Source organism: Streptomyces globisporus C-1027, assembly GCF_000261345.2.
Taxonomy (GTDB): domain Bacteria; phylum Actinomycetota; class Actinomycetes; order Streptomycetales; family Streptomycetaceae; genus Streptomyces; species Streptomyces pakalii.
The window spans coordinates 2,330,102-2,344,244 of sequence record NZ_CP013738.1; the positions used below are offsets into that span (position 1 = coordinate 2,330,102).

The window sequence follows — 14,143 nt, forward strand, 5'->3', positions numbered from 1 at the left end:
TCCGACGGCTCCGGGGGCCGGGACAGCGCCGCGGCCGGCAGGGACAACCGAACAGGTTGCCGACTTGGCCGGAAGCGGATGCACCCACCGGGATACGGTCGGAGCCGTCCTTGTCATCGTTCCGAGAGGCTGCTCGCGTTGTCCGTGTCTGTCCGAGGGTCTCTCCGGCGCCACCGGTTCATCGGCACGGCCGTCTCCGTGTCGGCCGCCATAGCCCTCGCCGCCACCCTGTCGGCGTGCTCCGGCGACGAACCGCCCGAGAAGGCGTACACCGTGCCCGGCTCCTTGTGCGGCATCGCTGTGGAACCCGCCCTGGTGAAGGCCGTGCTGCCCGGCGGGGACTCCCTCACCTCGGCCACGCAGAAGCCGAACGGCGGAACAGTCCGCTGCAACCTGTACGTGGACGACAAGCTGGTTCTCAGCCTCGCCCAGGCGTGGTGGAGTGAGGGGAAGGCCACGGCAGCCGTCTCGCCGGCGTACCCCGGCACAAAGGGCGGAGCAATGTCCGAAGACGAACGCTTCATTTACAGCGGGCAGGCGGGCGTCGGCAGGACCGTCCCTTCCTGTAAGACGTCGGAACACCCGGAGCAGGACCTCTACATAGCGGTCGAGACCCGCGACACGGGCATCGACGACCCCGAGGCCATCGAGAAGCTCCTCACCGCCTACACCAAGGCCGTCGAAGGATCCCCGGCCTGCCGGTGAGGCGTCGGCCCCACGCCGAGCCTTCGCACGACGCAAAGGCGAGCAAACCGCCCGACTCCCGGACATCGGGCAGTGCCGTTCCCGAACCCTCCACACGATGGTCACAACGACCGTCCAGGGATCGGACTTCGCCCCATGTGAACACCTGGTCGAGTTGCTAGCTTGGCTCGAAGCAGAGGCGTCAACCGGGCGCGACGGAACACAGCGGGTGCGCGGGGGAAGGGTTCTTCATGGCGTGGGACGAGTGGGAACAGCTGAAGGCGGATGCCGTTCAGCGTCAGTCCACCGGAATGCAGCTGAACCAGCTCGACCCCGGGGGCGGCGGCTCCGCGCCCCTGCCCGGGCAGACCGGCGATCTCAAGGTGAGCAACGGCGATCTGGTGAAGATCGGCAGCCAGGCGCACGAGCTCTACGACCAGCTCTGGAAGAAGGCCCGGGTGGCCGTCCCCAGCAGCGACAAGGCGGCCGGTGACCTCAGCGGCCAGGGCTTCGCGCTGGGCGGTGGGCTCAAGCACGTGTCGAACCGGTGGGACGAACAGCTGAAGTCACTCATGGACGCGTGCGCCCACATCGCCAACCACATGCAGGTCACCAAGAAGGTGCACGCCGGTGACGACCACTACATCCAACGCCAGATGAGCAGCATCGACACCCTGGACGCCGGGTTCGACGAGCGGGTCGGCGAGCCGGGCAAGAAGAACCCGGCGTACGAGCAGAAGAAGTAGCGGCGCGACCACCGAGACGTACAGGAGAAACAACCACTCATGGATCTCGACGCGCTGCGCTTCGGCAACTTCGCCACGCTGGACGAGTCGGTCACCGACTGGGGCCTGCTCGTGCGCAACCTCGCGCAGTTGAAGAAGCAGGCCCAGGACGGGTTGCGCAAGGCCGCCAACGCGGCCGACTGGGCCGGCCTGAACGCCCAGGTCACCAAGGAGTTCGTCGGTAAGACCGCAGGTGAGTTCGCCGATGCCCACACCCAGGCCGACACCATCCACAAGATCCTCTCCGACACCCGTGACGAGTTGCGGCAGTACAAGAAGGATCTGGATGAAGCCATCAGCCGCGGTGCCCGGAAGAATCTGACCGTCACCAGCACCGGCGGCGGCGGTTTCACCGTCACGATGAACATCCATCCGGACCGCGCAGCGAAGGGCACGTCCGTTCCGGAGCACGACGAGAGCGATGTCACCGCGCTGCGGGACGAGGTGCAGGGCATCCTCAAGAAGGCCACCGAGAGCGACAACTCGGCGAGCAAGGTCCTGACCGCGATCGCCGACCAGGCCAAGATGGGCTTCTCGGACGCCTCCTACAAGGACCGCGACTCCGCGGTCGAGGCCGTCGAGGCAGCCGAGAGCCTCGCCAAGATCGCGGCGAAGAATCCCGAGGACCTCGCGCCCGCCGACTTCGACAAGATCAACAGCGGTCTGGACACGTACAAGGACGACCCGCTCTTCGCCGAGCGGTTCGCCACGCAGCTCGGGCCCAAGAAGACCCTGGAGTTCTGGCAGGGCATCAACGACTTCGCGGTGAACCCGCACGTCGGCGGCGAACGGCTCGACAAGCTCGACGACCTCCAGCGCAATCTCGGCGTAACGCTCGCCACCGCCACCCAGAGCGACTCCGCCGACATGACGAGCTGGAAGGGCAACATGATCAAGCTCGGCGACCAGCCCATCGGCCGGGACGGCGGCGGCCCCATGGGGTTCCAGGTCATGAGCAATCTGATGCGGACCGGCGACTACGACGACCAGTTCCTCAAGAGCTACGGCACCAAGCTCATGGAGACGGAACGCAGGCTCACCGGCAACGGCGAGCACGACAACATGGCGTGGCAGCACATGGGACCGGACCCGTGGCTCAACCGGATCGGCGAGGACAGCGGCGACGACCCGCTGACCGGCTACCTCAAGGGGCTGTCCAACAGTCCGGACGCGGCGACCGACTTCTTCAACCAGGAGTACGTCTCCAAGGAGAACTCCCCCTTCGAGCGCGACACGGACGGCAACGGCAAGAACGGAAAGATCCCGCTCTCCAACTTCCAGTACCTCTTCGAGGAGCGGGAGTGGCCGCAGGAGACCAACCTCAAGGGCGACGACGACAACACCGGCCGCAACACTCTCGCCCTCGCCCTGGAGGCCGCCACGACCGGGCACCCCGCGGGCGAGTTGCCGACGAAGGACACGCCCGCCCACAACGAGGGGCAGACCAAGCTCTTCGAGTCGCTCGTGGCCTCCGTCGCGGACGACAACGAACGGCTCACCAAGCACAACTACATGACCGACAGCATCGGGCAGATCACCTCGGAGTACCTGCCCGACATCAACCGGGCCATGACCAACGACTCCGACGGCGAGACGGACAAGCTGTTCCCCGTCGCCGGCAGCTCTGCCACGCTCAACCACCGTGAAGTGAACGCCCTGTTGCTGACCGTGGGGCAGAACGCCGAGGGGTACGCGGCCGTGGAGGTGGCCAACAAGCTGTACATGGCGAACCTCATGGATTACCACATGAACCCGGACCTGCCGGCCGACGAGCGTTACTCGAAGGACATGCAGTTCACCCTCGAGCAGGTCGCCCAAGGGTCGGGCGAGGTGTCCGGCACCTTGGCCATCGGCCGCCAGGAGGCGGTCGCCGGCGAAGCAGAAGAAGCCGACAAGAAGTACGAGCAGTCCGTGGCGCAGTGGAAGAACGCCATCTCCGGGGGAATCGGTACGGGTATCGGCGTCGGCACGTCGTTCGTCGCCAGCCCCGTCGGCGGCGCGGTGGCCGGCGGCGCGGCGGAGACGGTGAGCAGCATGGTCCTCGAATCCTTCTTCAAGGACGCCGAGGGGAAGGCCAAGGACAACGCCGGTCCCGTCATGGGCGAGCTGTGGGAGAGCGGCGTCGAGCAGAACTCGGAGTACACCGAGAAGGCGGTGGAAGCCGCGGCGAAGGCCCACGGCCGGGACGATCTGATGGACGACAGCATCGACGAGAAGGCGCGCGTGGCCGCCCAACTCGGTTTCCGGGCCGCGGGGACAAACACCCTTCAGATGTCTCCTCACTTGAAGACGGACATCTGATCGCGCCTCCGGCAGTCAGCACCCATCGCTTTTCCTGTCCCGTACCTCGAAAGGATCGCGTTGTCTCCCCGCAGATCTCTCCGGCGTCACCGGCTCATAGGCCGGGCCGTCTCCCTGACGGCCGCCGTCGCTCTCGCCGCCACCCTGTCGGCGTGCTCCGGCGACGAACCGCCCAAGAAGGCGTACACCGTGCCCACGTCCCTGTGCGGGATCACCGTGGACCCCGCCTTGGTCAAGGACGTCCTGCCCGGCGGGGACTCTCTCGCGACGGCCACCGTGAAGCCGAACGGGGGAACGGTGCGCTGCAACCTGTCCGTGGACGGCAAGGAGGCTCTCAGCCTCGCCCAGGCCTGGTGGGGGGATAGAGACAGCGCGGCGGGGGTCGCGCAGGCATACGCCCACACGGACAACGGAACGTTGTCGGAGGACGAACGCTTCGTCCACACCGGGAGGGCCGGCGTCGGCCAGACCGTTTCGTCCTGCGAGGTGTCGGAACACCCGGAGCAGGACCTCTACATCGTGGTCGAAACCCGCGACACGGGCATCGACGACCCCGAGGCCATCGAGAAGCTCCTCACCGCCTACACCAAGGCCGTCGAGGGATCAGCGGCCTGCCGGGAGCCTGCCGCCGGATCGTGATCTGAACGGATGAACGGGGGCCGCCACTCTGGAGTGGCGGCCCCCGTTTCACGTTCCCGCGGGTAGAAACGGTTCTCCACGAGACCGAACGGTGGGGCGGGTGGGACTCGAACCCACGGCCGACGGATTATGAGTCCGCTGCTCTAACCGGCTGAGCTACCGCCCCGTTTCGGCGTGGCGCGTACAAGTGTGCGCACCGTCTGCCGCAGCATAGCCGGTCATACGATCTCTCGCTTCGGTTGACCGACTTCAGCTGATCTTGAGGACGCCGCTGCGTGCTGCCCGGTTGCAGGGAAGATCGAGAAGACCCGAAAGAGTCACCCCGAGGCCCCGTCCTCCGCCCTGGAGGGGATCAGGCCGCACACGCGAAAGAGGACCCCGAAGGGTCCTCTCCCGTTCTGCTCCCCCGACTGGACTCGAACCAGTAACCCTCCGGTTAACAGCCGAATGCTCTGCCAATTGAGCTACAGGGGATCGCGCTCCCCCGACTGGACTCGAACCAGTAACCTGCCGGTTAACAGCCGGCTGCTCTGCCAATTGAGCTACAGGGGATTGCTGCGTTGCTTCGAAATCGTACCTGCCTGGCGGCTGCCGGGCGGCGCGCGTTCGCTGCGACACATACATTAGCGCAAGCAGGGGGGTGCTCCGCCAATCGGTATCGCCCGGGGTGATCTCGGGTGCTCGCGGGTAGGCGGGCTGCACACGTCGCACCAAGCGTAGGAAGGGTGGCAGCCATGCGGTACCGGCTCACGTTCATCGCCGGAGTGGCCCTCGGTTACGTGCTCGGCACACGAGCCGGGCGCGAGCGTTACGAGCAGTTGAAGAAGTCGGCCCAGCGGTTCACGGAGAACCCCGCCGTGCGCAACGCCGCCGAGAGCGCCGCCCACAGCGGGCGGGACATCGCCGGCAAGGCGTACCACTCGGTCAGCGACAAGGTCGGGGACAAGGTGCCCGCCTCCGTCGCCGAGCGCGTCCGGTCGCTGCGGGACCGCAGCAGCCAGAACGGCTTCGAGGACGACTGGGGGACGACCAACACCTGAGGGGCCCGTGGGGCGCCGGTGAGTTACGGGATGGTCCCGCGGTGCGGCAGAATCTCCCTATGGGCATAGTCGCGGGGCTGGACAGTTCTTCCGCCTTCACTCACATCGTCGTCTGCGACACGGATTCGGGCGCCGTGCTCCGGGAGGGGTACGCCGCCCATCCGGTCGAGGCCAAGGCCGCCGAGGTCGATCCGCAGGCCTGGCTGCTCTCGCTCGGCGAGGCGGCCTCCGGCGGGCTGCTCGAAGGCGTGCAGGCCATCGGGGTCTCCGCCCAGCAGCACGGGCTCGTCCCCCTGGACCAGCAGGGCAATCTCGTACGCCCGGCCCTGCTCGGCAACGACCGGCGGGCGCAGGTCGCCGCGGCCGATCTCGTCGACGGGCTGGGCGGGCGGCAGGCCTGGGCCGAAGCCGTCGGGGCCGTGCCGAGCGCCGCGCAGCCGGTGGCGAAGCTGCGCTGGCTGGCGCGGACCGAGCCGGAGAACGCCCAGCGGGTGGCCGCCGTGCTCCAGCCGCACGACTGGCTCGTGTGGCAGCTGCTGGGCCGGCCCGCCCGGCGGACCACGGACCGGGGCGCCGCCTCGGGCACCGGCTACTGGTCGGCCGGGTCCGGCTCCTATCGGCCCGATCTGGTCGAGCTGGCCCTCGGGCACTCCGCCGCGCTGCCCGAGGTGCTCGGGCCCGCGGACTCCGCCGGGATGACCCCGGAGGGGCTGCTGATCTCCGCGGGCACCGGCGAGACCATGGCCGCCGCCTTCGGGCTCGGGGTCGCCGTGGGCGACGCGGTGGTGTCGCTGGGGGCCTCCGGGTCCGTGATGGCGGTCCACCACGAGGCGCTCGCCGATCCGAGCGGGATGATCACCTCCTTCGCCGACGCCACCGGCATGCATCTGCCGGTCGTCCACCTCTCCAACGCCGTACGTGCCCTGCGCGGCACCGCCGAGATGCTGGGGCTGGACGGGCTGGAGGAGTTGTCCGCCCTCGCCCTGAAGTCGACGCCCGGAGCTTCCGGGCTCGTCCTGCTGCCGTATCTGGAAGGTGAGCGCACTCCTCAGCTTCCCCACACCGCCGGCACCCTCTGCGGGCTGCGGCGTGAGTCGATGAAGCCGGAGCATCTGGCGCGCGCCTCGTTCGAGGGCATGCTGTGCTCGCTCGCCGACGCCCTGGACGTGCTGCGCGGGCGGGGCGTGGAGGTGCGGCGGGTGTTCCTGCTGGGGGCCGCCGCCGAGCTCCCCGCCGTACAGGCGCTGGCTCCGGCGGTGTTCGGCACGCAGGTCGTGGTGCCGCAGCCCGCCCAGTACGCGGCGATCGGCGCGGCCCGGCAGGCGGCCTGGGCACTCGGGGTCTCGCAGGGCGCCCTCGATCCGCGCACTCCCCCGGCCTGGCAGGGTGCGGCCGCCCAGGTGCTGGAGCCCGGCGACGAGCTGGCGGTGGGCGGGGCGGTGCGGCAGCAGTACACGGCGACGCGGGACCAGATCCACCCCGGAGCCTTCGGCGGCCGGCCCCCGGCGTAGGGCCCGCTTCTCGGTCAGCGGCCCGCACCGCGCAGGTCCCGTTTCCCGCGCGGCGGCGCGCACCCGGCGCCGTCCTGACACCGGGTGCGCCTCGCCGTGAGCCCGGGCGCGGGGGCCTCCCCCGCGCTCCAGGTTTGACCCGGGCTTGGGGAAAACGGTTCGCTCGTGGAGTACGGCGTACGCGAAACTGGGTCGCCCTCTGCCTGCCGCCGATTCCGAGAGACCCGCGTGCTCATAAAACTCCTGCGGGCCCATCTGGGCCCGTACAAGAAACCCATCGTGCTGCTGGTGCTCCTGCAGCTGCTCCAGACCTGCGCCACCCTGTATCTGCCCAGCCTGAACGCCGACATCATTGACAACGGTGTCGTCACGGGCGACACCGGCTACATCCTGGAGTTCGGCGGTCTCATGATCGCCGTCAGCGTTCTGCAGGTGCTGTGCAATGTGGGGGCCGTGTATTACGGGGCCCGCACCGCCTCCGCCCTCGGGCGTGATGTGCGGGCCGCCGTCTTCGACCGGGTGCAGTCCTTCTCGGCCCGGGAGCTGGGGCGCTTCGGGGCGCCCTCGCTGATCACCCGGACCACCAACGACGTCCAGCAGGTCCAGATGCTGGTGCTGCTGGCGTTCACGCTGATGGTGTCGGCCCCGATCATGTGCGTCGGCGGGATCATCATGGCGCTCGGCCTCGATGTGCCGCTCTCCGCCGTGCTGCTGGCGGTCGTGCCGGTGCTCGGTGTCTCGGTCGGCCTGATCGTGCGGAGGATGGGACCGCTGTTCCGCACCATGCAGGAGCGGCTGGACGGTGTGAACCGGGTGCTGCGCGAGCAGATCACCGGCAACCGGGTCATCCGGGCGTTCGTCCGGGACGGGTACGAGGAGAAGCGCTTCCGGCACGCGAACACCGAGCTGACCGATGTGTCGGTGGCGACCGGGCGGCTGATGGCGCTGATGTTCCCGACCGTGATGACGGTGGTGAACCTGTCGTCGATCGCGGTGGTGTGGTTCGGCGCGCACCGCATCGACAGCGGCGGGATGCAGATCGGTGCGCTGACCGCGTTCCTCGCCTATCTGATGCAGATCGTGATGGCCGTGATGATGGCCACCTTCATGTTCATGATGGTGCCGCGCGCCGAGGTCTGCGCCGAGCGCATCGAGGAGGTCCTCGGGACCGATTCGAGTGTCGTGCCGCCCGTCGCGCCCGTCACCGAGCTGCGCCGGCACGGGCATCTGGAGGTGCGGGGCGCGGAGTTCCGGTACCCGGGTGCGGAGGAGCCGGTGCTGCGGAACGTCGATCTGGTGGCCCGGCCGGGTGAGACCACCGCGGTCATCGGGTCGACGGGCAGCGGGAAGTCCACGCTGCTCGGGCTCGTACCCCGGCTCTTCGACGTGACGGACGGCGAGGTGCTGGTCGACGGCGAGGACGTGCGGACGCTGGATCCGGCGCTGCTGGCGAAGACGGTGTCGCTGGTTCCGCAGAAGCCGTACCTCTTCTCGGGGACGGTGGCGACGAACCTGCGGTACGGGAATCCGGACGCCACCGACGAGGAGCTGTGGCACGCGCTGGAGGTGGCGCAGGCGAAGGAGTTCGTGGAGGCGCTGGAGCACGGGCTGGACGCGCCGATCGCGCAGGGCGGCACCAATGTGTCCGGCGGTCAGCGGCAGCGGCTCGCGATCGCGCGGACGCTGGTGCAGCGGCCGGAGATCTATCTCTTCGACGACTCGTTCTCCGCGCTGGACTACGCGACCGACGCGGCGCTGCGGGCGGCTCTGGGCCGGGAGACGGCCGGGGCGACCGTGGTGATCGTGGCGCAGCGGGTGTCCACCATCCGTGACGCGGACCGGATCCTGGTGCTGGACGAGGGCCGGCTCGTGGGCACCGGCACCCATCACGAGTTGATGGACGGCAATGAAACGTACCGGGAGATCGTGCTCTCCCAGCTGACGGAAGCGGAGGCCGCGTAATGGCCGGTCCGGGCGGACGGATGATGGCCGGGGGCGCGCCCACCGACCGGTCGATGGATTTCAAGGGGTCGAGCAAGCGGCTGCTGAAGCGGTTCGGGCGGGAGAAGACCACGCTCTGGCTGATGCTGGGTGCGGTGGCGGTGAGCGTCGCGCTGTCGGTGGCCGGGCCGAAGATCCTGGGCAGGGCGACCGACCTGATCTTCGCCGGCGTCGTCGGGCGGGAGATGGCCGAGGGCACGACGAAGGCGCAGGCGATCGAGGGGCTGCGGGAGAACGGCCGCGGGTCGATGGCCGACATGCTGTCGGCCGTGGACTTCACCCCGGGCGAGGGCATCGACTTCGGCGCGGTGGGGAACGTCCTGCTGCTGGCCCTGGTGGTCTACGTCGGGGCCGGGCTGCTGATGCTGGTGGCCACCCGTCTGTCGATCCGGGTGATCAACCGGATCGTGTTCCAGCTGCGTGAGGACCTGCAGACGAAGCTGGCGCGGCTGCCGCTGTCGTACTTCGACAAGGCCAAGCGCGGCGAGGTGCTGAGCCGGGCGACGAACGACATCGACAACATCTCGCAGACGCTCCAGCAGACGATGGGCCAGCTCATCAACTCCCTGCTGACGATCGTCGGCGTGCTGATCGTGATGTTCTGGATCTCGCCGCTGCTGGCGCTGGTCGCGCTGGTGACGATCCCGCTGTCGGTGGTCGTGGCCACCCAGGTCGGCAAGCGGTCCCAGCCGCAGTTCGTGCAGCAGTGGCGGGTGACGGGCACGCTCAACGCCCATATCGAGGAGATGTACACCGGGCACACCCTGGTGAAGGTCTTCGGCCGGCAGGAGGAGTCCGCGCGGGACTTCGCCGAGCAGAACGAGGCTCTGTACGAGGCGGGCTTCAAGGCCCAGTTCGCCAGCGGGATCATGCAGCCGCTGATGTTCTTCATCTCGAACATCAACTATGTGCTGGTCGCGGTGGTCGGCGGGCTCCGGGTCGCCTCGGGCGCGCTGTCGATCGGTGACGTGCAGGCGTTCATCCAGTACTCGCGGCAGTTCTCGATGCCGCTGACACAGGTCGCCTCGATGGCCAACCTGGTGCAGTCCGGTATCGCCTCGGCGGAGCGGGTCTTCGAGCTGCTGGACGCCGAGGAGCAGGACGCGGACCCGGAGCACGGGGAGCGCCCGGCGCGGCCGGAGGGCCGGGTCGCGCTGGAGAAGGTGTCCTTCCGCTACGAGCCGGACAAGCCGCTGATCGAGGGCCTGTCGCTGAGCGTGGAGCCGGGGCAGACCGTCGCGATCGTCGGTCCGACGGGTGCGGGCAAGACGACGCTGGTCAATCTGCTGATGCGGTTCTACGAGGTGACCGGCGGGCGGATCGCGCTCGACGGGGTCGACGTGGCGAGGATGTCCCGGGACGACCTGCGGTCCTCCATAGGGATGGTCCTCCAGGACACCTGGCTGTTCGGCGGGACGATCGCGGAGAACATCGCGTACGGCGCTTCGCGCGAGGTCACCCGTCAGGAGATCGAGGAGGCGGCGAAGGCGGCGCACGCGGACCGGTTCATCCGGACGCTGCCCGACGGGTACGACTCGGTGATCGACGACGAGGGGACCGGGGTCAGCGCGGGCGAGAAGCAGCTGATCACCATCGCGCGGGCGTTCCTGTCCGACCCGGTGATCCTGGTGCTCGACGAGGCGACCAGCTCGGTGGACACCCGGACCGAGGTGCTGATCCAGAAGGCGATGGCACGCCTGGCCCACGGGCGTACGTCGTTCGTGATCGCGCACCGGCTCTCCACGATCCGGGACGCGGACGTCATCCTGGTGATGGAGAACGGGTCGATCGTCGAACAGGGCACGCACGACGAGCTGTTGGCGGCCGGTGGCGCCTATGCCCGGCTGTACGCGGCCCAGTTCGCGGAGGCGCTGGCCGAGGTGGACTGACTCCGCTCGCGCGGATCAGTCGAGGTAGCCGCGGAGTTGGTCGGCGAAGGCGTGGTCCCGCAGCCTGCTGAGGGTCTTGGACTCGATCTGGCGGATACGTTCGCGTGTCACGCCGAAGATGCGTCCTATCTCCTCCAGGGTGCGGGGCCGCCCGTCGTCCAGGCCGTAGCGCAGTTGGACGACCTTGCGTTCGCGCTCGCCGAGGGTGGAGAGCACCGCCTCCAGGTGCTGGCGCAGCAGCAGGAAGGCGGCGGACTCGACGGGCGATGCGGCGTCGCCGTCCTCGATGAGGTCGCCGAAGGAGACGTCGTCCTCCTCGCCGACGGGGGCGTGCAGGGAGACCGGTTCCTGGGCCAGGCGCAGGACTTCGGTGACCCGCTCGGGCGTCAGGTCCAGCTCGACGGCGATGTCCTCGGCGGTCGGCTCGACACCGCGCTCCTGGAGGAGGCGGCGCTGGACGCGCACCACGCGGTTGATCAGCTCCACGACGTGGACGGGGACGCGGATGGTGCGGGCCTGGTCGGCCAGGGCGCGGGACATGGCCTGGCGGATCCACCAGGTGGCGTACGTGGAGAACTTGTAGCCCCGGGCGTAGTCGAACTTCTCCACCGCCCGGATCAGGCCGAGGTTGCCCTCCTGGACGAGGTCGAGCATGGTCAGCCCGCGGCCCACATACCGCTTGGCGACGGAGACCACGAGGCGGAGGTTGGCCTCGATGAGGCGGCGTTTGGCGGTGCGGCCCATCACCACCAGCCGGTCCAGGTCCACGGCGAGGCGGGAGTCGAGGTCCGGGGTGCCCGCGAGGCGCTCCTCGGCGAAGAGCCCGGCCTCGACGCGGCGGGCGAGCTCGACCTCCTCGGCGGCGGTGAGCAGCGGGATGCGGCCGATCTCGCGCAGATACTGCCGGAACAGGTCGGAGGTGGGGCCGCCGGAGTCCGCCCGGTTCCTGGGGTCCGGCGGTTCGGGGAGGTGCGTCGCTTCCACCATGACTGCCTCGGGTGCGTGTCCGGGCGGGCCGGCTGCGGTCTCCGGGTGGTGCAGGGCCCTGTTCTGCGCGGGGATGGCCGCCATGGGCGCGGTCGTGGTCGTCACGGTCCGGGTCTGCACGGGGGCGACCTCCAGGTGATCGCTGCCGGATGACGGGGTGGAAGCCTGTCCGGGCCCGGGTGTTCCCCTGCGGACCGGTGTGCTCCGATGACTCAGACATTCCCCAGTGTGGGGTACGACACACGGCTGTCACGAGGGGCGTGCGGGGACTTTCTGATTCCGGTCCGTCACCGGGCGGTTACCGGCCCGGCGGATCGGCGGGAGCTTCAGAGCGCGGCGGCGCCGTGGGCGCGCAGGGTCTGGGCGTACTGCTGGAGGACCCAGACCTCGTTCTGCGCGGCGGCCAGATCCTGGGGTGCGACGTGGTTGCCGAGGCGGGCGAGGCTGCTCTGTACGTCGGCGATGCGGCGGTCCACCGCGCGCAGCCGGACGTGGACGAGGTGCATGCCCGCGTAGGTCTCGTCGATGGTGCGGCCGTGGAAGACCTCGACGGCCAGTTCGGTGACGAGGTTGCGGACGGTGTTGTCGGGGGCGGCGTCCAGGACCGCGCCCAGATACGCCCGGTCGTCGGCGATCCCCTGCTCGGCGCCGCCCGCCTCCTCGATGCAGCGGCGCACGGCGGCGTAGGGCGGAGCGGTGAACTCGTCCACGCCGTACGCGTCGAAAGCCGGGGAGACCAGGGCGGGCTTCTGGAGGGCGAGCTTGAGCAGTTCGCGCTCGGTGCGGTGGGCGGGGCTGCGGAGGTTGAGCGCGGGGCCGGAGAAAGCGGGCGCCGGGGCGGGGGCGGTCTGCTGCGGGGCGCCGCCGCGCGGGCCCCGGCCCTGGGGTCCGCCCCGGCCGCCCCGGTCCCCGTGGTCGCCGCCCTTGTCGCGGGCCCAGCGGGCGAGCTGGGCGACGCGGCGGACGACGAACTCCTGGTCGAGGATGCCGACGAGACCCGCGAGCTGGACGGCGACCTCGCGCTGCACGCTGCTCGTCTTGATCTTGGCGACGACGGCGGCGGCCTCGTCGAGGGCGGCGGCGCGGCCGGCCGGGGTCTCCAGGTCGTAGCGGCCGACGATCTGGCGCAGCGCGAACTCGAAGAGCGGGGTGCGCGGCTCGACCAGGTCGCGCACGGCGTCGTCGCCCTTGACGAGCCGCAGGTCGCAGGGGTCCATGCCGTCCGGGGCGATGGCGATGTAGGTCTCGGCGGCGAACTTCTGGTCGTCCTCGAAGGCGCGCAGGGCGGCCTTCTGACCGGCCGAGTCGCCGTCGAAGGTGAAGATCACGCGGGCGCTGCCGTTGTCCATGAGGAGGCGGCGCAGGATCTTGATGTGGTCGTTGCCGAAGGCGGTGCCGCAGGTGGCGATGGCGGTGGTGACCCCGGCGAGATGGCAGGCCATGACGTCGGTGTAGCCCTCGACGACGACGGCGCGGCTGGCCTTGGCGATGTCCTTCTTCGCCAGGTCGATGCCGTACAGCACCTGGGACTTCTTGTAGACCGGGGTCTCGGGGGTGTTCAGGTACTTGGGGCCGTTGTCGTCGTCGCGGAGCTTGCGGGCGCCGAAGCCGACGATGTCGCCCGCGGTGTCGCTGATCGGCCACATGAGCCGGCCGCGGAAGCGGTCGATGGGGCCGCGTCGGCCGTCCTGGGAGAGGCCGGAGGTGATCAGCTCCTTGTCGCTGAAGCCCTTGCCGCGGAGATACCGGGTGAGGTGGTCCCAGCCGGCCGGGCTGTAGCCGACCCGGAAGTGGGTGGCGGCCTCCTGGTCGAAGCCGCGTTCGGCGAGGAACGTCCGGCCGATCTCGGCCTCGGGGCTCTCCAGCGCGCGGACGTAGAACTCGGCGGCGGCCTGGTGGGCCTCGATCAGCCGGATGCGTTCGCCGCGCTGGTGGGAGGGGTTGTAGCCGCCCTCCTCGTACCGCAGGGTGATGCCCGCCTTGGCGGCGAGGCGCTCGACCGTCTCCGAGAAGGAGAGGTGGTCGATCTTCATCACGAAGGCGATCGTGTCGCCGCCCTCCTGGCAGCCGAAGCAGTGGAACAGACCCTTGGAGGGGCTGACCTGGAAGGAGGGGGACTTCTCGTCGTGGAAGGGGCAGAGGCCTTTGAGATTCCCGCCGCCCGCGTTGCGCAGCTGGAGGTACTCGGACACGACGGCGTCGATCGGGACCGCGTCCCGTACCGCCTTCACATCGTCGTCATTGATCCTGCCAGCCACGTGTGAAGTCTACGGGTGGGCTCGGACAGCCCGGGTCGCGGCGGGCGG

The 14,143-nt window shown here is 69.4% G+C and carries 10 protein-coding genes and 3 tRNA genes; 8 read left to right on the forward strand and 5 right to left on the reverse strand.

Annotated features, from left to right (window positions below):
• The first annotated feature begins 198 nt into the window (after positions 1–198).
• The 4 genes from WQO_RS10035 to WQO_RS10050 all read left to right on the forward strand — a co-directional run bounded on the left by WQO_RS10035 (position 199) and on the right by WQO_RS10050 (position 4,409).
• On the forward strand, positions 199–705 hold the full coding sequence (locus tag WQO_RS10035; RefSeq protein ID WP_010064355.1) for a hypothetical protein: 507 nt from the start codon (positions 199–201) through the stop codon (positions 703–705).
• Positions 706–935: 230 nt separating this feature from the next.
• A complete protein-coding gene (locus WQO_RS10040) occupies positions 936–1,430 on the forward strand; it encodes a hypothetical protein (protein ID WP_010064354.1) in 495 nt (164 codons plus the stop codon).
• A gap of 39 nt (positions 1,431–1,469) precedes the next feature.
• A complete protein-coding gene (locus WQO_RS10045; RefSeq protein WP_010064353.1) occupies positions 1,470–3,770 on the forward strand; it encodes a hypothetical protein in 2,301 nt (766 codons plus the stop codon).
• Positions 3,771–3,830: 60 nt separating this feature from the next.
• Positions 3,831–4,409: a hypothetical protein gene (locus tag WQO_RS10050; RefSeq protein WP_010064352.1), complete on the forward strand. Its 579-nt coding sequence runs from the start codon at positions 3,831–3,833 to the stop codon at positions 4,407–4,409.
• Positions 4,410–4,501: 92 nt separating this feature from the next.
• Here the strand turns inward: WQO_RS10050 and WQO_RS10055 are convergent.
• The 3 genes from WQO_RS10055 to WQO_RS10065 form a co-directional block, all read right to left on the reverse strand.
• A tRNA-Ile gene (locus tag WQO_RS10055) sits at positions 4,502–4,575 on the reverse strand.
• Between the two features lie 235 nt (positions 4,576–4,810).
• Positions 4,811–4,883, reverse strand: a tRNA-Asn gene (locus WQO_RS10060).
• Positions 4,884–4,888: 5 nt separating this feature from the next.
• Positions 4,889–4,961, reverse strand: a tRNA-Asn gene (locus WQO_RS10065).
• A gap of 182 nt (positions 4,962–5,143) precedes the next feature.
• Between WQO_RS10065 and WQO_RS10070 the strand changes: the two genes are divergently transcribed.
• From WQO_RS10070 to WQO_RS10085, 4 genes are all read left to right on the forward strand, one after another.
• Positions 5,144–5,449, forward strand: coding sequence for a YtxH domain-containing protein (locus WQO_RS10070; protein ID WP_010064351.1), 306 nt, complete (start codon positions 5,144–5,146; stop codon positions 5,447–5,449).
• Positions 5,450–5,508: 59 nt separating this feature from the next.
• Positions 5,509–6,960 carry an FGGY family carbohydrate kinase gene (locus WQO_RS10075; protein ID WP_010064349.1) on the forward strand — a complete coding sequence of 484 codons (1,452 nt, stop codon included), beginning with the start codon at positions 5,509–5,511 and terminating at the stop codon, positions 6,958–6,960.
• A gap of 228 nt (positions 6,961–7,188) precedes the next feature.
• The gene (locus WQO_RS10080) at positions 7,189–8,922 is read left to right on the forward strand and encodes an ABC transporter ATP-binding protein (protein ID WP_010064347.1); all 1,734 of its coding nucleotides are present in this window, start codon (positions 7,189–7,191) and stop codon (positions 8,920–8,922) included.
• The gene (locus tag WQO_RS10085) at positions 8,922–10,850 is read left to right on the forward strand and encodes an ABC transporter ATP-binding protein (RefSeq protein ID WP_010064346.1); all 1,929 of its coding nucleotides are present in this window, start codon (positions 8,922–8,924) and stop codon (positions 10,848–10,850) included. Before WQO_RS10080 ends, WQO_RS10085 begins: the two co-directional genes overlap by 1 nt.
• A 15-nt stretch (positions 10,851–10,865) precedes the next feature.
• Here WQO_RS10085 and WQO_RS10090 read toward each other — a convergent pair whose 3' ends face one another.
• The gene (locus WQO_RS10090) at positions 10,866–11,957 is read right to left on the reverse strand and encodes an RNA polymerase sigma factor (RefSeq protein WP_010064345.1); all 1,092 of its coding nucleotides are present in this window, start codon (positions 11,955–11,957) and stop codon (positions 10,866–10,868) included.
• Positions 11,958–12,163: 206 nt separating this feature from the next.
• Complete coding sequence (gene dnaG, locus WQO_RS10095; RefSeq protein WP_010064344.1) at positions 12,164–14,095, reverse strand: DNA primase; 1,932 nt, start codon at positions 14,093–14,095, stop codon at positions 12,164–12,166.
• Between the last annotated feature and the right edge of the window lie 48 nt (positions 14,096–14,143).

Coding starts and splice junctions, on each gene's coding strand:
- WQO_RS10040 (WP_010064354.1), top strand. CDS start 936: ATGGCGTGGGACGAGTGGGAACAGCTGAAGGCGGATGCCGTTCAGCGT.
- WQO_RS10045 (WP_010064353.1), top strand. CDS start 1,470: ATGGATCTCGACGCGCTGCGCTTCGGCAACTTCGCCACGCTGGACGAG.
- WQO_RS10070 (WP_010064351.1), top strand. CDS start 5,144: ATGCGGTACCGGCTCACGTTCATCGCCGGAGTGGCCCTCGGTTACGTG.
- WQO_RS10075 (WP_010064349.1), top strand. CDS start 5,509: ATGGGCATAGTCGCGGGGCTGGACAGTTCTTCCGCCTTCACTCACATC.
- WQO_RS10085 (WP_010064346.1), top strand. CDS start 8,922: ATGGCCGGTCCGGGCGGACGGATGATGGCCGGGGGCGCGCCCACCGAC.